Raw genomic sequence first — 18,401 nt, forward strand, 5'->3', positions numbered from 1 at the left:
ACTTCGTGGCACTCGAGAAGCCCGAGATCGACTTCCCCGGGGGCACCCCGCCCCAGGACCTTGAGATCACCGACCTGGTCGTCGGCGACGGCCCCGAGGCCAGGCCCGGCCAGAAGGTCCGCGTCCACTACGTCGGCGTGGCCTTCTCCACCGGGGAGGAGTTCGACGCCTCGTGGAACCGCAAGGAGGCCTTCGAGTTCCCGCTCGGCGCGGGGCGCGTCATCGCCGGCTGGGACCAGGGGGTCGCCGGGATGAAGGTCGGCGGGCGGCGCAAGCTCGTCATCCCGCCGCACCTCGGTTACGGCAGCCGCGGCGCCGGCGCCGCCATCAAGCCGAACGAGACGCTCATCTTCGTCGTCGACCTCCTCGGCGTCAGCTAGAGCGCGTCCGCGGCAGCCGGCCCCGCCTCGGCCGGCTGCCGCCGCCCCTTTCACCGGGACGAATCACCCGCCCGGTAACCAGTAGGGTTTGTCGGCCGCGTAGTGCACGATAGGCGTGTGCTTCTGATCGACGTGGTCCGAGTGTCCGAGGCGGTGACGCGCACGTCCGCCAGGCTGGGCAAGGTCGCACATCTGGCGGAGCTGCTGGGCCGGGTCGGCCCGGGCGAGGCGGAGATCGCGATCTCCTACCTGTCGGGCGAGCTGCCCCAGCGTCAGGTGGGCGTCGGCTGGCGCACCCTCGAAGACCTCCCGCAGCCCAAGCTGATCGCCACCGCCACCCTGACCACGGTCGACGAGCTGCTGACCCGCATCAAGGCCGTCGCCGGTCCCGGCTCGCAGGCGGCCCGCAAGGCGCTGGTGGGCGAGCTGTTCGCCGGGCTGACCAGCCAGGAGCAGCAGTTCATGCGCCGCCTGCTGCACGGCGAGCTGCGGCAGGGCGCGCTCGACGGCGTCATGATCGAAGCGGTGGCGAAGGCGTCCGGCGCGCCCTCGGCCGACGTGCGGCGGGCGCTGACGCTGCGCGGCTGGCTGCCCGCCGTCGGCGCGGCGGCGCTGAGCGGCGGCGTCGCGGCCCTGCACGCCTTCCGCCTGGAGGTCGGCCGGCCGGTCTCCCCCATGCTGGCCGGGAGCGCTCCCAGCGTCGCCGCCGCCCTGGAGAAGGCGGGCGCGCCCGCGGCGCTGGAGTGGAAGCTCGACGGCATCCGCGTGCAGGCCCACCGCTCGGGCGGCGAGGTCCGGGTCTTCACCCGCACCCTCGACGACATCACGGCGCAGGTGCCCGAGCTGGTGGAAGCGGTGCTGGAGATGCCGTCCGAGGAGCTGGTGCTCGACGGCGAGGTGCTCGCGCTGCGGCCCGACGGCCGCCCCCACCCGTTCCAGGTGACGGCCGCCCGCGTCTCCAGCAAGCTCAACGTCGGGCAGCTGCGCGAGCAGACGCCGCTCAGCGTGTTCTTCTTCGACGCGCTTCGCGCCGACGGCGACGACCTGCTCGACCTGCCCTACGCCGCGCGCCAGGAGGCGCTGGCCCGCGCCGTCCCGCCCGCCCTGCTCACGCCGCGCCTGGTGACGGGCGACCTCGCGGAGGCGGAGCACTTCTTCACCTCCGTCGTCAAGGCCGGGCACGAGGGCCTGGTGGTGAAGGCGCTGTCGTCGCCGTACGCGGCCGGGCGGCGCGGGGCGGGCTGGATCAAGGTCAAGCCGCGCCACACGCTCGACCTGGTGGTCCTGGCCGCCGAATGGGGCCACGGCCGGCGCGAGGGCAAGCTGTCCAACCTGCACCTGGGGGCGCGCGACCCCGAGGGCGGCTTCGTGATGCTCGGCAAGACCTTCAAGGGCCTGACGGACGAGCTGCTGGCCTGGCAGACCGAGCGCTTTCTGGAGCTGGCCGAGGGCCCGACCGACGACTGGACGGTCCGGCTGCGGCCGGAGCTGGTGGTGGAGATCGCCTTCGACGGGGTGCAACGCTCACCCCGATATCCCGGGGGGATGGCGCTGCGGTTCGCCCGGGTGCTGCGGTACCGGCCGGACAAGCGCGTGGAGGACGCCGACACGGTCGACACCGTCCGCAGCCTCATGCTCTGACGCCGACTGCCGACTTTTCGCTCGCACCCTGCCCTGCCCTGCCCGAAAGAGCACAGGCCAGAATTACGATCACCACATCCGCCCTGATCAAGCCCCATTTCACGATCAAGCCGAAAATCTCGCACATTCACCCGCGAAACAAAGATCAAAGGCGTACTCTAGGCGATTAGGGCGATCTTGTTATCAAAGTGAGATATGTCACTTAATCTATCATTAAGTTGCCTTTACTAGCCGTTTGTCCCGTAGGTTCGTCCTCACCGCGCGGCATCCCCCGCCGCGCCGACGGAAACGGCCACCGCACCCCCTCACCGCGCCCGGCCCGGCCTTTCCCTGCCCTATCCCCTGACTAGGACTGTGGTTTACCTTGGGCCAGCACTCCCACAAGCCGTTCCTCGCCGGCAAGCGCCGCTGGACCGCGATCGCAGCGGGTGCCGCCGTCATCGCCACCGCTTCGACCACCGCGTACGCGGCCATCGCCAACGACGACTCCCCCAAGCGCACCGCGACCGGCGCCAAACCCGCCGAGGCCGCCCTTCCGGCCGCCAAGCCCCTGAACGAAGCGGCCCGCCAGCCGAACCCGGCCAAGACCCCCACCCCGGCCCCCGCAGCCCCCAAACCCCCGGCCGCCGCCGCCCCGTCCCCCTCCCACCCGAACCCCTCCGCGGCGGCCAAGCCCGTCGACGAGAGCGACACCCCGGCCTCCCCCGCCACGAAGACCGCACAGCCAGTCGCCGCCAAGACCGCCAAGGCGTCCAAGGCCGTGACGAAGAAGCCCAAGGAACGTGTCCTGTCCTCCGGCTCCTGCGGCGCCTCGTTCTACGACGAGCCCCAGATGACCGCCAGCGGCGAGCGCTTCAACCCGTCCGCGATGACCGCCGCCCACAAAACCCTTCCCCTGGGCAGCAGGGTCCGCGTGATCAACCCGAACAACGGCAAGTCGGTCACCGTCCGCATCAACGACCGCGGCCCGTACGTCGGCGGCCGCTGCCTGGACCTCTCCGCCGCCGCCTTCTCCGCCATCGGCAGCACCAACGCGGGCGTCATGAACGTGAGATACCAGGTCCTCTCCCGCTGACCCCGCTCCCCCGGCTGCCTGAAGCGCTCCACCCCGGCCGCCTGCCACTATGAAGCCCCCTCACGCCGCCACCACCTCCCATTAAGGCCCAGGCGGCGGCGAGGCCCCAGGCACGAGCCGGTGCGCAACCCGCGAGAAGCCGGGACCAGTCCCCCGATCAACGCCGGAGCCGAAATCCGCACAAGCCGCAACCGCCGCACAACCGGACGCAAGTACCTCCGTCAGAGGGCCTGAGCTCGGGCTCGAACTCAGGCCCGGCGCGGAGCCGGGCCCAGGCTAGGAGCCGGACTCCGTGCCGGAGCGGGGCTCTGTCTCGGAGCGGGGCTCCGTCCCGGAAACGGGCTCCGTCCCGGAGCGGGGGCTCTGTCTCGGAGCGGGGCTCTGTCCCGGAGCCGGGCTCTGGCTCGGAAACGGGCTCCGGTTCAGGACCAGGTCGAGGCCAGCTCCGGGCCTGGGCGGGGTCGGGGCCTGGGCGGGGTCGGGTGGGGACGCACTCAGGCTCGGGATCAGACCAGGCTCGGGGTCAAGCCAGGTTCAGGGTCGGGCTCAGCGCACCACCCGAGACCTCATCCGAACACCAGCCATCTGCGGATAAGCAGGGCCCACCCCGCCCTTCGAATCTGGTCCCCTTCGAGCCGATCCCCTTCGTGGGCGGCGTCGTGGCCTGACCTGCGCCCGGGCTGAGCCCGAGCCGAAGTCGCAATCGAGCGCGGCCCCTTCGAGCAGAGCCCGTGCCGGGTGGCGCTGGAGCGCGAGCCCTGGGTAAGCCCGGGGCTCGATCGCGTCGGAGCGCACACCCCAGTGCGCCGCAGCCGGAGTCCCGACAGAGCACACACTCGGATGCGCCCCAGCCGGAGTCCCAACAAGGCGTCAACCCCGAACGACCCCGAGCCGGGGGTTGCGACGAAGCGCGGCTCCCCGCCAAGCCGGAGCCCGGGGGCGCGATCGCAGCGCGGGCCCCAAACCAAGCCCGAATCCGGGGGCGCGACGAGCGCGGGCCCCAAGCCCAGCCTCGAACCCGGGGGCGATCGCAGCGCGGGCCCCAAGCCCAGCCTCGAACCCGGGGGCGATCGCAGCGCGGGCCCCGAGCCCAGCCTCGAACCTGGAGTGCGACGGAGCGCGAACGCCAGGCCGAGCCTGAGCCGGGGCCCGATCGCCCAGGTCGGGATGGGTTTACTTGACCAGGCGGACCGTCAGCGGGTAGCGGTAGTTGCCTTCGGTGAGGGCGTTCACGCCGCCGACGATGGTGAGGACGAAGGCCGCCACCCAGATGACGGGCAGCAGCACGACGCCGATGACCGTGAACGGGAGCAGGATCGTCGCCCCGACCACCGTCATCTGGAAGTTGAGCGCCTCCACCGCGTGCCGCCTGATGTACGGCGACGTCTTCCCGGCGGCCAGCAGCATGATCAGGGGGCCGATGATCGGGAAGCCGAAGGCCATGAGCAGGTGAGCGGCCGCGGCTCCGAGGCGTTCGTTGCCCTCCGGCATCCGTTCGGGGCGAGCCGGGGCCGCCGCCGGTCGCGGCGCGAGCTGGGGCACCCCTTGCGGGCCGTACAGCTCGGTCATGATGGGCATCAGGTCGCCGTGCGTGCGCGCCGTCATCGCTCGCTCGAGCCGGTCGTCGAACTCGAGCTTGTCGAAGCGGCCCTCCGCGTACGCCGCCTTGACGTGCTCGACCACGTGTTCCCGGTCCTGGTTGGTGACGCGCAGGTGAGCTGGCGGCACCTGTCCCGGCCCGGGGGTTGTCGGTACCCCAGCCATAGTCGCCATGCCTCTCCTTCGGTTATCGATGGTCACTCTCATACTGCGTCGTCGAGCGCGCCGAAGCCATCGGGAGAAACCCGGATGTGTCCCCGAGATCATCCCCGAAAAGATCATTTCCCCACGCGCGAAAGCGCAACACGATATAAAAAGGACCTATGAGATGGCGAGACCGGTACGGCCTTCGTCGATGGCGTGGCTCGAAGGTCACGAGGTTCGACCGTGAGGCGACAGACGCCGACATCGAGGCGCTGATCGCTTTTGCCCGTTCGCGGCGCGGCGTCGAGTTCTATGTCGAGCCGGAGACTTTCGCCACCGACACGACCGCCGTGGCCGTCGCCGACGACGGCGAGTGGACCAGGCGGAGAGTCGGCGCCCCCGCAGTCATTCACAAGGTCGCGCGCGATCTTGCCCTGCCGGTGTACGACGTTCAGCTCACCGGATATCCGCCCCGTATGCGGGCTTACAACGAGCGTCGGCGCAGGGAAGAAGGCTCCCTCTAGTCGATTCGTCGGTTGTCCGATCGGTCGGTCGGTCGGTTGCCCTTCTACGATCGGCGATCTTCTTCCGATCGGTTGACTTCTGACGGGCGTCTCCCCTGGTCGCGCGGGCGTTTCCTTGATCGGCTGTGTCCTCTGGCCGGTGGCGTCTCCTGGTCGGGCGTTCTCGGTCGGTCATTCTTCGAGGTCGGCCGTTTCCCCGTTGGTTGGTCGTTGGATTGCTTTGGGGAGTCGTGCTCGCTGTTCGAGGGCGGGAGATGCCGGGCGGCTGGTGTTCGTGTGCGGGACTGTCTGCGGTGGCGGGTCGTCCTCGTCGATCAGGAGGCCGGCCAGAGGGAGGAGCCAGCCTGCGTGGGCGGTGCCCATCGCGTCGTCGAGCTCGGTGGGGGTCGGCATGCGGCCTTGGATGATCGCGGGTGAGAGCAGGTTCTGTACGGCGTGCATGAGCAGGCCCGCCATCGAGTAGCCGGGGTCGATGGCCAGGGCGCGTTCGAGGGCGACGGTGGCGAGGACGCTGTCGCCCGCCCGCCAGGCGGCCATCGCCAGCAGGGACGCGGCCGGCGGCGCGAAGCGTGGCTCCAGACGGCGGGTCAGGTCTTTCCACAGTGCGGCGTGGGACTCGTGCATGCACGTCCATGCCTCGTCCCGGATCCGGACCACGGCCAGGTCGAGGCCCAGCCGGGCGGCCTCCGCGTCGCTGAGCCGCCGGCCCTCGGTGTGCGCCGACAGGGCGTCGCGTACCCGGGTCAGGCCCTCCGCCACGAAGCGGCGGGTGAAAGCGTCCAGGTTCGGCGTCGCCGCGAGGGCGGTCTTCACCTCGTTGACCGCGTCGGAAGTGGCGCGGCGCATCGCCAGGCGGACGGGGCCGGTCACCGGGGACAGGGTGTGTTCGAGGGTCTCGCGGTCGGGGAGGGCGACCAGGCCGCGTACCGTCGCCTCGGCGGCCACCCGGCTGCTCGTCGAGTCGTACGGCGTGCCCTCGGCGGGGCAGCAGGACGGGAGGTCGCAGACGTACGACCAGTAGCGGCCCTCGTGTGCGCGCAACGCCTCGCCCACGCGTACGCCGGCGCGGGCGGCCGCGCGTCTCGCCTCGTCCATGGCCGGGGTGACGGACTCGCCCGGGCCGTAGCCGATGGCGACCATCTCGGTGACGCCTTCCCTTCTGAACAGGGACTCCACGGGGTCGAGGGTGCCGGGTGGGAGGGGGAGGCCCCAGCGGACCACCATCTTGGCCTGGCCGCCGTCGATGCCCACCACGACAAGGCTGCTCGTGGGGTGGAAGCCGACGAGGTAGGGGATGGCGGCGAGGATGTCGGCCGGGGTTCTGAGGGTGAGGAAGTAAGGGGCGGTGGGGGGTGTGGGAGAAGACGAGGACGGCGGGGAGGGCGAGGGGGAAGGGGGAGGGGAGGGCGGGGAGGTGTTGGTCGTCATGGACCGTAAGGGTGCCTGGCGGGCGGAGGCGGGAACGGGCCGAAGGCGGTTCTGTGGATAACGGGGGCGGGTGAGGTGGGGCTGTGGAGGAGACGCCCGGCGGCTGTGATGGGCCGAGCGGGTAGCGCGAGGGGGTGCGCAGGCAAATCGCAGCCGGAGGTGCGCGGCTGGGCTGCGCGGATGCGCCCCTGCGCGGGAGGTCGAGCGGATGAGCCGGGCGACGGGGGCGCGTGGGCGAGGTGCGCGGGTCGGGTGAATGGGCTGCGTGGAGGGCCGCAAGAGCGGGCCGCTCGGGCCGCCCGCCGGTTGCGCGACCACGCGGTGTGGGCGGGCTTGTGCGGTTGGGCGACCGAACACGTGCGGGCGGGGGTGCGCGAGTTGGGCGAGCAGGCTGTGTGGGTGGGGTGCGCGGCGCGGGTCCAGGCCCGGCAGTGGGTGACACAGGTGCCCAGCGCGGGCTGGCCGACGGGCCTGGCGCGGTCGGCGGACGGGCTGGACGCGGTCGGCACACAGGGGGTGACGCGATCGGCAGACGGGGCCGGCGGGCGGGTCAGGGGGTGGGGGGTGGGGATACGCGGGTGCGGATGAGGAGGGCGGCGCCGGCGACGGCCGCCGGCATCGCGACCACCGCCACGAACGGCACCAGGAACAGCAGGAACACCGCCACCCCGAACCCCAGCGCCACCGGCAGGTTCGCGCGCAGCAGCCGGAAGCGTTCCTTGCGCGCGATCCCCCGCCGCTCCAGCGCGATCGTCGTCAGCTCGACGGTGAGGAAGAAGCCGGACACCGCCGCCCCCAGCACCGGCACCACCGTCTGCCCGACCACCGGCACGAAGCCCAGCACGAACAGCGGCACGGTGAACAGCAGCACGTAGCACAGGGTGACCAGGCTGTCCCTGATGGAGCGCGGCAGGGTACGCCACCACGGCTGCTCGATCTCCTGCTCCAGCGGGTCGGCCGCCGCCGACAGCCGCTCGTAGAACGGCTCGCCGATGGCGAGCGTGAGCGCGGCGAACGTCAGCACCGCCAGCGCCAGCCCGCCGAGGAACAACGCGATCCCGACGAGCGTCCTGAACAGCTTCCGCCACCCCCAGGTGTCGGCGAACGGGGTCAGGAGGTCGGCCACGTCGGTGGCGTGGCGGCCGAGGAGGATCAGCGCCACCACGTACACGGCGAACGCGATCAGCGCCGGGATCAGCCCGAACGCCCACCACCGGCCGTTCCTGGCCACCCAGCCGAACCCCTGGAGGAAGAAACCGACGCCGGCCGCGAAGTCGCGCAATGATCGCATGCCCGGCAGGCTAGCGCCAGAACGACGTCACCGCGTAGCCGAGCTCGGCGAGCAGGTCGCGCAGCAGGGGCAGGGACAGGCCGAGCACGTTGCCGTGGTCGCCCTCGATGCCCTCGACGAACCAGCCGCCGCGCCCTTCGATGCTGAACGCCCCGGCCAGCCCGAGCGGCTCGCCGGTGGCGGCGTAGGCGCGCACCTCCTCCTCGGACGGCTCGCCGAAGCGCACCACGGTGGTGGCGACCTCGGCCGCCTGCCGCCCGGCGGCCACGTCGATGAGGCAGTGACCGGTCACGAGCCGCCCGGTGCGCCCGCGCATGAGCCGCCACCGCTCCACGACCTCCTCCTCGGAGGCCGGCTTGCCGTAGGGGCGGCCGTCGAGCTCCAGGATGGAGTCGCAGCCGATGACGACGCCCTGGTCGAGCCCGCTCGCGACGGCCTCGGCCTTGGCCTTGGCCAGCACGAGGCTGAGCGCGGCCGGACTGTGCGCGGAGTAGGCGTCCTCGTCGACCCCGCTGACGATCACCTTGGGGTCGAGGCCGGCGCTGCGCAGCAGGGCGAGGCGGGCGGGAGAGGCGGAGGCCAGAACGATCACCGGACAAGCCTACCGGTCGTCACCAGTCGGGAAGGGACGTCCCCGGCAGCCCGCCGTAGACGCCGGGACGGGCGGGGCCGGGGCCGAAGATGTGGTCGAGCAGCTCGTCGAGGAGCTCGCGGCGGTTGGCGGGCATGGCGGCGCGCTCGCGTTCGAGGTCGTCGGCCAGGGCGTCGGCGTCGAGGTCGCGGACGGCCGCGCGGGTCGCCAGCAGGTACATGACCATGGGCGCGACCAGCGGCAGCAGCTTCATCATGGCCCCGGTGTCGAGGCCGAACAGGCGGGCCAGCCCGGTGGCGGCCACCTCGGTGCCCTGCCCGCCGAGCACGTGCCCGAGGATGCTGTGCCCGTCGCGGGTGAGCGAGGCCACGTCGCCGTCGAACGGGTCGGCGTCGACGTGGTCCTCCAGCGCGCCGCGCAGGGCGTCGGCCCCGTCCGGGTACTGGACGTTGCGGGCCAGGCCGCCGATGATGACGCCCGTGACGGCCCGCATGACGTCGCGGGCCTTGTCCTCGTCCGTGCCGAGCATGGACGCCGTCTGTTCCATGCCCGGCTCTCCGAGCTGGTCGAGAAGCTGCTGGTCGACACGCTCGTCGTGCAGCGTCACGGCGGTCCCCCGATCCTCGGCGTCGGGCTAGTCACCGCTACTCGTTCCCGCCGCACCCCGGGAACAATGCCCGCTTTGTGCTAATTCTCGGGAAAGTCAGGAGGTCGCGACGGCCTTCGACTGGCTGGTGAGACCGGCGGCGGCGTACGCGTCGGCCTCGTCGAGCGTCTCGTGCTCCAGCAGCGCGGCCACGATGGCGTCCAGCTTGTCGCGGTTGTCGGTGAGCACCTGGACCGCCCGCTCGTAGCACTGCTCGACGATGCGCCGCGCCTCCTCGTCCACGGTGGCGAGGGTGGCGGCGCTGGCCTGCGGCGGGGTGCCGTCGCTGGGGAGGATGGTCAGCGGGCCGACCTTCTCCGACATGCCCCAGCGGCCCACCATGCCCCGGGCGATCATGGTGACCTGTTCGAGGTCGTTCTCGGCGCCGGTGGTGATGACGCCGAAGACGACCTGCTCGGCCGCCATGCCGCCGAGCGCGCCGGTGATGCGGCCACGGAGGTACTGCTCGTCGTAGGCGTACCGGTCGGTGTCGGGGGTGGACAGCGTGACCCCGAGCGCCCGCCCGCGCGGGATGATCGAGATCTTCCTGACCGGGTCGGCGCCGGGCTGGAGCATGCCGAGCAGCGCGTGCCCCGCCTCGTGGAAGGCGGTGCGGGTGCGCTCCTCCTCCGGCATCACGATGCTGCGGGCCGCGCCGAGCTGCAGCTTCTCCAGCGCGTCGGTGAGGTCGGACCTGGTGACCTTGTCCTTGCCGCGCTTGGCGGCGAGGAGGGCGGCCTCGTTGACGAGGTTGGCGAGGTCGGCGCCGGTCATGCCGGGCGTGGTCTTGGCGAGCTGGTCGAGGCTGACCTCGGGGTCCAGCGGCACGCCGCGCGTGTGCACGGCGAGGATCGCGGTGCGCCCGGCGGCGTCCGGCAGCCCCACCTGCACGGTGCGGTCGAAGCGGCCGGGGCGCAGCAGCGCCGGGTCGAGGATCTCGGGACGGTTGGTGGCGCCGATGACGATGACGCCCTCGGCCCCGGAGAAGCCGTCCATCTCGGTGAGGATCTGGTTGAGCGTCTGCTCGCGCTCGTCGTGGCCGCCGATGCCGCCCGCGCCACCCCTGGCCCGCCCGATGGCGTCGATCTCGTCGATGAACACGATCGACGGCGCCACCTTGCGCGCCTCCTCGAACAGGTCGCGGACGCGCGAGGCGCCGACGCCGACGATCATCTCGATGAACTCGGAGGCGGAGGCGGAGAAGTACGGCACCTTGGCCTCACCGGCGACGGCCCTGGCCAGCAGGGTCTTGCCGGTGCCGGGCGGGCCGGCGAGCAGCACGCCCTTGGGCAGCTTGGCGCCGAGCCGCCGGTACTTGCCGGGGTCCTTCAGGTAGTCGACGACCTCGACCAGCTCGTTCTCGACCTCGTCGATGCCGGCGACGTCGTCGAAGGTGACCCGCACCTTGCCGGCCTCGACCGGCTTGGCCGCCTTGGACTTGCCGAGCCCGCCCAGGCCGCCGCCCATCATGCTGGCGCCGCGGCGCATGATCCAGATCCACAGGCCGGCCAGCAGCAGCACGGGCAGCAGCGACAGCAGCAGGTTCGAGAAGAAGCCGCGGGTGAGCGGCTTGGAGGTGATCTCCACCTGGCCGGTGGCGAGCTGCTGGTCGAGCTGGTCGGTGTTGGCGAAGGCGGGGATCTCGGTGGCGAACTTCGTGTACGTCGAGCCGCCGTCCGGGTTCTTCGCCGCGCTCCGCAGATCGCCCTCGACCGACAGGCCCTGGGCGTAGATGTCCTTGACGTTCTTGGCGTTGACCTGCTTGGTGAACTCGGTGTAGGAGATCGTCTCGACCGAACCGCTGTCGACGAACGACGACACCACGAAGAAACCCGCGTACACCACGAGCAGGGTGACGACGAAGCGCCACCAGTTGATCTTGGGCTTGCCTCCGGGCGTGCCCGGCAGGCCTTCCGAGCGCCAGGGCGGCTTGCCCTTGCCCTTGTCGGGTGCCTGCGGCGGTCCAGAGCGTTCCACGGCGTCCACTCCCCACGTCGCCGCAATCATGATCCTTCTAGCCTAGAACACGCACCCCTGCGGCCACGCGGGCGATGTCCCGCCACTGCTTGCGCTGCGCGTCAGGCACTGTGACGAACGCCAGACCGGGCTTGCGCATTCCCCCGTCCACCACCATCACCGCCGCGCGGGAGTGACGCTTGCCGTAGGTGACGCGGTAGACGAGCAGCCAGCCGCGCTTGACCGGCTGTGAGGCGAGCCAGCTGATCCTGGCGCCCTTGGGGTGGTGGTTGAGCGTCCAGCGGGCGGCCAGCAGCGCCGAGTCACGCGGGGAGTCCTGCTCCATGATGGGCAGCGGGCAGGTGACGAACATGCCGCGCACGGCGGAGCCGCGCACCTTCGGCAGCACCTGCTTGGTGGTGAACGGCGCCGCCCCGTACGCCTTCCACGGCCTCGGCAGCTTGGGCACGGCGAGGCCGCTGCGCCGGTCCCTGGTCACCTTCCTGGACGGGGCGGGCAGGGACATCCGCCTGACGGAGCCGGTCAGCCGGGGGACGCGGGGGTCGGCGTACAGGGCCTCCATGGCCGTGTAGCCGGGGGCGAGGGACGCGCCGGGCGTCGGCGTGACCTGGGCGGCGGGCGCGGCCGGGGTGACGGTCTCGGCGGGAGCGCTCGCCGGCAGCGATGCCGACGGGGCGGGCTCGACGGCCGCGGGCGCGGGGCCGGACGAGGGCGGCGCGGCCGGCGGCGCGGTTACCGGCCGCGCGACGACCTCGTCCGGCTCCGACGGGAGCACCACGGCCACCGCCACCGCCACCGCCGTCACCACGACGGCGCCGGCCACGGCGAGGCCTCGGTACACCACCCGCATCCGGATGTCACCGATGCGGGAGCGTTTGGGCGGAGAAGCAAGGGCTTTGGGCTTGGTAGCGGTTCTCACACGGGAACCCTTGATCTCTTCTTCCCCATCGAGCACGACGGGAGCGTACGACATATCCCGCCATTACGTGTGTGATGCGACCGAAGTGCAATCATGGCGTGGTGGAACAGGTAGAACTGCGATTCGACCACGCCTCTCGAGCGTCGCAGACGCACACCAACCTGTCGGCCATCCGGCAGAGCCCCCACGGCATCTGGGTAGCCGGCGACGAGACCGCCTCCTTCGAGCACCTGGCGTGGACCGGTGACCATTTCGGCGACCAGCGCACGTTCCGCCTGGCCGACTACGTCGACCTCCCGGCCGGCCCCGACGACGAGGCCGACATCGAGGGCATGGCCCGCGCCGACGGCCACCTGTGGGTGGTCGGCTCGCACAGCCTCAAGCGCAAGCGGGTCAAGTCGAAGGATCCCGGCAAGGCCGCCGCCCGCCTGGCCACCGTGGTCAGGGAGGACAATCGCTACCTCCTCGCCCGCCTGCCGCTGCACGGCGAGGAGCCGCAGGCCGGGGCGGCGCTGTCCGGCGAGCGCGGCCTCGCCGCCCACCTGCGCGACGACCCCCACCTTGGACCGTTCCTGGCGCTGCCGGGCAAGGACAACGGCTTCGACGTCGAGGGCATCGCCGTCGTCGGCGAGCGGGTCTACCTCGGGCTGCGCGGGCCGGTGCTGCGCGGCTGGGCCGTGGTGCTGGAGCTGCGGGTGGAGGAGGCGGGCAGGCGGCGGCTGCGGCTGCGGCTGCGGGAGCCGTACCGCAAGCACTTCCTGGACCTCGGCGGGCTCGGCGTGCGCGACCTGTGCCCGGACGGCGAGAGCCTGCTGCTGCTCACCGGCCCCACCATGGCCCTCGACGGGCCGGTGCACGTGCGGCGCTGGTGGCCGGGGCACCGGTCGGGCGTGGTGCCGGCCGGCGAGCTGGAGGTCGTCGCCGAGCTGCCGTTCGGGGTGGGGTGCGACCATCCGGAAGGGCTGGCGCGGCTGGCCGACGGGCGGCTCATGGTGGTCTACGACAGCCCGTCGCCGGCCCGGATCACCCCGGCGGGCGGCGTGCTGGCCGACGTCTTCACGATCTGACCCGCCCGTACAACCAGGGAGCCTCGGCGACGAACGTGCACGAACCCGGCTCGATCTCGGTGAACCCGGCGTCCCGGACGACCGGCAGCCCGGCCGCGACCTTGGCGGCGAAGCCGGCCTCGTCGGGGGCGGTGCGCACCGCGACGGCCAGGCCGGCCGCGCGCCAGGCGGCCCGCTCGGCCGCGTCGCTGGCCCACCAGGCGAGCTGGGCGGCGTGCCCGGCCTGCGCCATGGCCTTGCCCGCGGTCATCTCCAGCGCGGGGTTGACCCACAGGACCGGCGGGACGGCGGGCGGCGGGACGGCGGTGTCGCTCAGGTCCGTGCCGCCGACCTGGAGCCGCGCGAGGTCCCTGGGCCAGCCGTCCAGCGGCACGGGCGGATGCACCCGGACCTCGGCCGTGCGGTGCTCGACCGTGCGGCCGGGCAGCGCGACGGCCCGCCGCCACTCGGCGCCGCGCGCCCGGCGCACGACCTTGCGGATCTTCCCGGTGGACTGCCAGGCGGTCAGCTCGGCGGCCCACTCCCCCGGGTCGTCGAGCAGGCTCAGCACCGCCATGGCGGCGGCCTCCAGCGCGTCGGTGCGCTCAGGGGGCGCGGCCCGCTCGATCCTGACGACCAGGGGCAGCACGTACAGCTCGTCGTTCGGCTCGTCGTTCGGTTCGTCGTTCATCGCCCCTTAGCATGCCTGATCGCCATTGACATGCCGGCGGCGAGGAGGCAGAGCGCGCCCGCGCCGTACCAGGCGAGGTCGTAGGCGCCGAGGTGGTCGCGGGTGAGCCCGGCGCCGACCGCGGCGAAGGCGGCCCCCACCTGGTGGGAGGCGAACACCCAGCCGAACACGACCGCGCCGTCCTGGCCGTAGACGCGCCGGCACAGCGCCACGGTCGGCGGGACGGTGGCCACCCAGTCCAGGCCGTAGAAGACGATGAAGATCAGCATGCTGGGCTCGGTGGTGGCCGCGAACAGGCCGGGCAGCACCATCAGGGACAGGCCGCGCAGCCCGTAGTACACGCCGAGCAGCACCTTGGGGTCGACGCGGTCGCTGAGCCAGCCCGAGGCGACGGTGCCGGCGATGTCGAAGATCCCGATGACCGCCAGCAGCCCGGCGGCGACCGGCTCGGCCATGCCGTGGTCGTGCGCGGCCGGGATGAAGTGGGTGCCGACCAGGCCGTTCGTGCTCGCCCCGCAGATCGCGAAGCCGCCCGCGAGCAGCCAGAACGGCCGGGTGCGCACCGCCCGGCCGAGCACGGTGACCGCCCGGAGCGCCGCGTTGGCCGTGCTGCGGGCCGGGCGGACCGCTCCGGGCTCCACGCCGAGCGCGGTGGTGCCGACGTCCTCGGGACGGTCGCGGAGCAGCCACCACACGAACGGCGCCACCGCCAGCGCCGACCCGGCGACCGCGAGCGACGCCCACCGCCAGCCGGGCCCCTCCGCGAGCCGGGCGAGGACGGGCAGGAAGACGAGCTGCCCGGTCGCGCCGGCCGCGGTGAGGATGCCGGTCACCAGCCCCCGGTGCCGTACGAACCAGCGGTCCACCACGGTCGCGGCGAACACCAGCGCCATCGAGCCGGTCCCGAGCCCCACGAAGACGCCCCAGAGCAGCAGGAGCTGCCAGCTCGCGGTCATCAGGACGGTCAGCCCGCTGCCCGCGGCGATCAGCAGCAGCGCCAGCGCGACCACGCGGCGCATGCCGAAGCGGTCCATCAGCGCGGCGGCGAAGGGGGCGGTGAGGCCGTAGAGGACGAGGTTCACCGACACGGCCAGCGAGACGGTGCCGGTGGACCAGCCGAACTCGTTCCGCAGCGGCGTGATCAGCACGCCGGGGGTCGCGCGGAACCCGGCGGCGCCCAGGATCGCGACGAAGGCCACGGCCGCCACGTACCAGGCGCGGTGCGGGCCGCGCCTGGTGGGGAGGGCGGTGGGGACGGGGGTGGTGCTGGACGTCATGCGGCCATCCTGGAGGATCAGCCCACCCGCACACGAGTGGCCTGAAAGCCAATATGTGCAAGAATCCGGCCATGCGTCGTCATCGTGTCGCCGTGGTCGCGCTCGACCACCTCGCCCCGCTCGACCTCGGCATCCCCGGCCAGGTGTTCTGGGCCGCCGAGAGCCCGGACGGCGAGAAGTTGTACGAGGTCGTCACCTGCTCCGAGGGCGGGCGGCCGGTGCGCTGCTCGGCCGGCTACACCGTGCAGCCCGACCACGACCTGTCCGTCCTCGACGCCGCCGACACGGTCGTGATCCCCGGCATCCACGCGGGCCGGGCGCTGAAGGACGGCACGATCTCCGAAGCGCTGCGCGCGGCGCTGCACGGCCGGCCCCGGGTGATGTCGATCTGCACGGGAGCGTTCGTGCTGGCCGCGGCGGGGCTGCTGGACGGCCGCCCGGCGACCACGCACTGGCGGGAGGCGCCGCGCTTCGCCGAGCTGTTCCCGCGGGTGAAGCTGGACCCCGACGTGTTGTTCGTGGACGACGGCGACGTCCTGACCTCGGCCGGCGTGGCCGCCGGGCTGGACCTGTGCCTGCACGTCGTCCGCCGCGACCACGGCAGCGAGGTCGCCAACCGCACGGCCCGCCGGTGCGTGATGCCGCCGTGGCGGGAGGGCGGCCAGGCCCAGTACATCGAACGGCCGCTGCCGGACGGCCCGCAGGGCGGCACGGCCGCCACCCGCGACTGGATGCTCGCCCACCTCGCCGACCCGCTCGACCTGACCGCGCTGGCCGCGCACGCCAGGATGAGCGTGCGCACCTTCACCCGGCGCTTCCGCGAGGAGACCGGGGTGAGCCCGGCCAGGTGGCTGGCCGGGCAGCGGGTGCAGCACGCCCGCCACCTGCTGGAGACCACCGACCTCGGGGTGGAGGAGGTGGCCAGGCGGGCGGGCTTCGGGACGGCGGTGTCGCTGCGCCAGCACCTGCACGCGGCGGTGGGGGTGGCGCCGCTGGCCTACCGGCACACGTTCCGGCGGATGTGACCTATCCGGCGCGCCGGTGGTCCCCCTACAATCGGCCGTCAAGGAGATCGATCAAAGGGGTCGAGACATGACCGAGGCGGACCGGGCACCTGCCGGGATCAACCCCAACGTGCCGAGCGTCGCCCGCATGTACGACTACTACCTCGGCGGCCGCGACAACTTCGCCGCCGACCGCGAGGCCGCCGAGAAGATGATCGAGCTGGGCCGGCGGCTCGGCAACGACGCCCGCGAGATCGCCCTCGCCAACCGCGCCTTCCTCGGCCGCGCGGTGCGCCTGCTCGCCGAGGCCGGCGTGCGCCAGTTCGTCGACATCGGCGCCGGGCTGCCCACGCAGGACAACGTCCACCAGGTCGCCCGGCGGCACGGGCCCGGCTCGCGGGTGGTGTACGTCGACAACGACCCGATCGTCCTCACCCACGCCCGCGCGCTGCTGGCCAGGGACCCCGACGTGCTGGCCGTGGAGGGCGACCTCAAGGACCCGGACGCCATCCTCGACGACCCGCGCGTGCGCGACCTGCTCGACCTGTCGCAGCCGTACGCCGTGCTGATGGTGGCCGTGCTGCACTTCGTCCCCGACGACGCCGAGGCCGCGCGCATCGTGGGCCGGGTGCGCGAGCGGCTCGGGCCCGGCGGCCATCTCGTGCTGTCGCACCTGTACGCGGGCGACGCCACCGACGAGGACGTGCAAGCCGGCCGCCAGGTGTACGCGAACACGCCCTCCGGCGGGCTGGCGCGGCGCGGCTACGAGCAGATCGCCGCCTTCTTCGACGGGCTCGACCTGATCGGGCCCGGCCTGGTGCCGGTCGCCGACTGGACGCCGGACGGCGACCCCGCGGGCGCCTACGACTACGTCAGGTCCGGCATCCTGGCTGGCGTGGGCCGCGTCCGCGGCTAGCTGCCGGCAGGCCGGCATCAGCGCGTTGGGGCCGGCGCCGGCGATGACGACGTCCATCATCTCTCCTCCCGATCCTCGGGACGCGGGGCGGGCAGCCCCGCGGCGAGCTGCTCCAGGGCCTCGCGGAGCAGGGGCACGAGCGGGACCGGCGGGTCGGCGCGCAGCCAGTGCGCGACCGCGCCCTGCACGGCGGCGGTGACCGTGACGGCCACCAGGCCCGGGTACAGGTCGCGGACCGGGTCGGTGCCGGTGCGCGCGGCGACGGCGGCGGTCAGCTCGGCCTCGCCCTCCAGCGCCGTCCGCAACGCCTCGGCCCGCAGCGCGGGCTCGTCGGCCAGCATCCTGATGCTCGCCGGCAGCTCGGGGTCGGGCGCTTCGCCGGCTCGGCCGGCCTGCCGGGCCCAGGGCGCTATCGCTGCCTCGGTCAGCGCCTCCCACAGCGGCTCGGCCGCCGGTCGGGCGCGCAGCGCGGCCACCGTGGCCCGTACGCGGTCGGTGTGGCGGGCGGTGATGGCCGCGTACTTGCTGGGGAAGTAGTTGTTGTAGGTGCGGGGCGAGACGCCGCCGGCGGCGGCGATGTCCTCGGCGCGCACGTTCTCCAGCCCGCGCTCCAGTGCCAGCCGCAGCGCGGCCGTCATGAGCGCCTCGCGCGTCTCCCGCTTCTTGCGTTCCCTGAGCCCGCTCACCCCGGCACTCTACGAATATTCTTGCGGAGCCCGCAAGTTTTCGCTCTCCGCACTTTCCTGGCCGGCGACGAGCCTGGCCGTCATGTTGGCCAGCAGGGAGCGCTCGACGGGCGTCAGGGGGCCGAGGAAGGCGCGTTCGGCCTCCGCCAGGCGCGCCAGCGCCGCCTCCACCGTCCGCGCGCCCTCGCCGGTGACCGCGACCACGTACTTGCGCCGGTCGCCCGCGTCGCGCTCGCGGCGCACGTAGCCGAGGGACTCCAGCTTGTTGACGACGGCCGTCATCGTGGTGCGGTCCATGCGGGACACGGCCGCCAGGCCGCGCTGCGACCGGGGCGCGTCGTGCGCGTACGCGAGCACCCGCAGCTCCTTGCCGGTGAGCCCCCAGCGGGCCAGCTCGCCCTCGACCCGGCGCTGGACGAGCTCGCCGAGGCGCAGGAGCTGGTAGCCGGTGAGGGAGGAGATGCGGTCGGCCGCGCCGGGCGTCGGGGTCATGCCGTCCAATGTAGAGCTCTTGAGCCGGCCAGAAACCGTCAGCTATGCTGACGATATACCTCGTCCGAACGGG

General features: G+C 72.7%; 18 protein-coding genes. 7 read left to right on the forward strand and 11 right to left on the reverse strand.

What is annotated here, in order from left to right; translation table 11 throughout:
* Positions 1 to 5: 5 nt before the first annotated feature.
* The 3 genes from MF672_RS29010 (at position 6) to MF672_RS51505 (ending at position 3,096) form a co-directional block, all read left to right on the forward strand.
* Positions 6 to 380, forward strand: a complete 375-nt coding sequence (locus MF672_RS29010) for an FKBP-type peptidyl-prolyl cis-trans isomerase (protein ID WP_242374408.1) — start codon at positions 6 to 8, stop codon at positions 378 to 380.
* 117 nt (positions 381 to 497) lie between these two features.
* The gene (locus MF672_RS29015) at positions 498 to 2,021 is read left to right on the forward strand and encodes an ATP-dependent DNA ligase (protein ID WP_242374409.1); all 1,524 of its coding nucleotides are present in this window, start codon (positions 498 to 500) and stop codon (positions 2,019 to 2,021) included.
* 364 nt (positions 2,022 to 2,385) lie between these two features.
* Positions 2,386 to 3,096 (forward strand): septal ring lytic transglycosylase RlpA family protein, encoded by a 711-nt coding sequence (locus tag MF672_RS51505; protein ID WP_302893273.1) that lies wholly within the window; start codon positions 2,386 to 2,388, stop codon positions 3,094 to 3,096.
* A 1,173-nt stretch (positions 3,097 to 4,269) separates the two neighbouring features.
* Here the strand turns inward: MF672_RS51505 and MF672_RS29025 are convergent.
* Entirely contained in the window at positions 4,270 to 4,860 is a 591-nt protein-coding gene (locus MF672_RS29025) for a DUF1707 and DUF4870 domain-containing protein (protein ID WP_242374410.1), read from the reverse strand.
* A 158-nt stretch (positions 4,861 to 5,018) separates the two neighbouring features.
* Here MF672_RS29025 and MF672_RS29030 point away from each other — a divergent pair, with 158 nt between their 5' ends.
* Positions 5,019 to 5,363 carry a hypothetical protein gene (locus MF672_RS29030; RefSeq protein ID WP_242374411.1) on the forward strand — a complete coding sequence of 115 codons (345 nt, stop codon included), beginning with the start codon at positions 5,019 to 5,021 and terminating at the stop codon, positions 5,361 to 5,363.
* A 171-nt stretch (positions 5,364 to 5,534) separates the two neighbouring features.
* On the opposite strand, the gene MF672_RS29035 is transcribed toward MF672_RS29030, so the two are convergent.
* The 6 genes from MF672_RS29035 to MF672_RS29060 all read right to left on the reverse strand — a co-directional run bounded on the left by MF672_RS29035 (position 5,535) and on the right by MF672_RS29060 (position 12,141).
* Positions 5,535 to 6,791 (reverse strand): DUF4192 domain-containing protein, encoded by a 1,257-nt coding sequence (locus MF672_RS29035; protein WP_242374412.1) that lies wholly within the window; start codon positions 6,789 to 6,791, stop codon positions 5,535 to 5,537.
* Between the two features lie 550 nt (positions 6,792 to 7,341).
* Positions 7,342 to 8,082, reverse strand: a complete 741-nt coding sequence (locus MF672_RS29040) for an EI24 domain-containing protein (RefSeq protein WP_242374413.1) — start codon at positions 8,080 to 8,082, stop codon at positions 7,342 to 7,344.
* A gap of 10 nt (positions 8,083 to 8,092) precedes the next feature.
* Positions 8,093 to 8,674 (reverse strand): Maf family protein, encoded by a 582-nt coding sequence (locus MF672_RS29045; protein ID WP_242374414.1) that lies wholly within the window; start codon positions 8,672 to 8,674, stop codon positions 8,093 to 8,095.
* Positions 8,675 to 8,693: 19 nt separating this feature from the next.
* Complete coding sequence (locus MF672_RS29050; protein ID WP_242374415.1) at positions 8,694 to 9,281, reverse strand: DUF937 domain-containing protein; 588 nt, start codon at positions 9,279 to 9,281, stop codon at positions 8,694 to 8,696.
* A gap of 96 nt (positions 9,282 to 9,377) precedes the next feature.
* Positions 9,378 to 11,297 carry an ATP-dependent zinc metalloprotease FtsH gene (gene ftsH, locus MF672_RS29055; RefSeq protein ID WP_242374416.1) on the reverse strand — a complete coding sequence of 640 codons (1,920 nt, stop codon included), beginning with the start codon at positions 11,295 to 11,297 and terminating at the stop codon, positions 9,378 to 9,380.
* A 37-nt stretch (positions 11,298 to 11,334) separates the two neighbouring features.
* Positions 11,335 to 12,141: a hypothetical protein gene (locus MF672_RS29060; RefSeq protein ID WP_242374417.1), complete on the reverse strand. Its 807-nt coding sequence runs from the start codon at positions 12,139 to 12,141 to the stop codon at positions 11,335 to 11,337.
* A gap of 176 nt (positions 12,142 to 12,317) precedes the next feature.
* On the opposite strand from MF672_RS29060, the gene MF672_RS29065 reads away from it, so the two are divergent.
* Positions 12,318 to 13,283, forward strand: a complete 966-nt coding sequence (locus tag MF672_RS29065; RefSeq protein WP_242374418.1) for a DUF3616 domain-containing protein — start codon at positions 12,318 to 12,320, stop codon at positions 13,281 to 13,283.
* Here MF672_RS29065 and MF672_RS29070 read toward each other — a convergent pair.
* Complete coding sequence (locus tag MF672_RS29070) at positions 13,273 to 13,953, reverse strand: peptidyl-tRNA hydrolase (RefSeq protein WP_242374419.1); 681 nt, start codon at positions 13,951 to 13,953, stop codon at positions 13,273 to 13,275. The two genes, MF672_RS29065 and MF672_RS29070, sit on opposite strands and share 11 nt — an antisense overlap.
* Complete coding sequence (locus MF672_RS29075) at positions 13,950 to 15,230, reverse strand: MFS transporter (protein WP_242374420.1); 1,281 nt, start codon at positions 15,228 to 15,230, stop codon at positions 13,950 to 13,952. Before MF672_RS29075 ends, MF672_RS29070 begins: the two co-directional genes overlap by 4 nt.
* 71 nt (positions 15,231 to 15,301) lie before the next feature.
* Between MF672_RS29075 and MF672_RS29080 the strand changes: the two genes are divergently transcribed.
* Both MF672_RS29080 and MF672_RS29085 read left to right on the forward strand, forming a co-directional pair.
* Positions 15,302 to 16,255 (forward strand): GlxA family transcriptional regulator, encoded by a 954-nt coding sequence (locus MF672_RS29080; protein ID WP_242374421.1) that lies wholly within the window; start codon positions 15,302 to 15,304, stop codon positions 16,253 to 16,255.
* A gap of 67 nt (positions 16,256 to 16,322) precedes the next feature.
* Positions 16,323 to 17,150 (forward strand): SAM-dependent methyltransferase, encoded by an 828-nt coding sequence (locus tag MF672_RS29085; protein WP_242374422.1) that lies wholly within the window; start codon positions 16,323 to 16,325, stop codon positions 17,148 to 17,150.
* Positions 17,151 to 17,206: 56 nt separating this feature from the next.
* Here MF672_RS29085 and MF672_RS29090 read toward each other — a convergent pair whose 3' ends face one another.
* Both MF672_RS29090 and MF672_RS29095 read right to left on the reverse strand, forming a co-directional pair.
* Positions 17,207 to 17,836: an acyl-CoA-like ligand-binding transcription factor gene (locus MF672_RS29090; protein WP_242374423.1), complete on the reverse strand. Its 630-nt coding sequence runs from the start codon at positions 17,834 to 17,836 to the stop codon at positions 17,207 to 17,209.
* Positions 17,837 to 17,845: 9 nt separating this feature from the next.
* Positions 17,846 to 18,328 carry a MarR family winged helix-turn-helix transcriptional regulator gene (locus MF672_RS29095; protein WP_242374424.1) on the reverse strand — a complete coding sequence of 161 codons (483 nt, stop codon included), beginning with the start codon at positions 18,326 to 18,328 and terminating at the stop codon, positions 17,846 to 17,848.
* Positions 18,329 to 18,401: the final 73 nt, after the last annotated feature.

Source organism: Actinomadura luzonensis (assembly GCF_022664455.2).
Taxonomy (GTDB): Bacteria; Actinomycetota; Actinomycetes; order Streptosporangiales; family Streptosporangiaceae; genus Nonomuraea; species Nonomuraea luzonensis.

Coding starts and splice junctions, on each gene's coding strand:
- MF672_RS29075 (WP_242374420.1), bottom strand. CDS start 15,230: ATGACGTCCAGCACCACCCCCGTCCCCACCGCCCTCCCCACCAGGCGC.
- MF672_RS29040 (WP_242374413.1), bottom strand. CDS start 8,082: ATGCGATCATTGCGCGACTTCGCGGCCGGCGTCGGTTTCTTCCTCCAG.
- MF672_RS29080 (WP_242374421.1), top strand. CDS start 15,302: ATGCGTCGTCATCGTGTCGCCGTGGTCGCGCTCGACCACCTCGCCCCG.
- MF672_RS29035 (WP_242374412.1), bottom strand. CDS start 6,791: ATGACGACCAACACCTCCCCGCCCTCCCCTCCCCCTTCCCCCTCGCCC.
- MF672_RS29030 (WP_242374411.1), top strand. CDS start 5,019: ATGAGATGGCGAGACCGGTACGGCCTTCGTCGATGGCGTGGCTCGAAG.
- MF672_RS29025 (WP_242374410.1), bottom strand. CDS start 4,860: ATGGCTGGGGTACCGACAACCCCCGGGCCGGGACAGGTGCCGCCAGCT.
- MF672_RS29095 (WP_242374424.1), bottom strand. CDS start 18,328: ATGACCCCGACGCCCGGCGCGGCCGACCGCATCTCCTCCCTCACCGGC.
- MF672_RS29085 (WP_242374422.1), top strand. CDS start 16,323: ATGACCGAGGCGGACCGGGCACCTGCCGGGATCAACCCCAACGTGCCG.
- MF672_RS29070 (WP_242374419.1), bottom strand. CDS start 13,953: ATGAACGACGAACCGAACGACGAGCCGAACGACGAGCTGTACGTGCTG.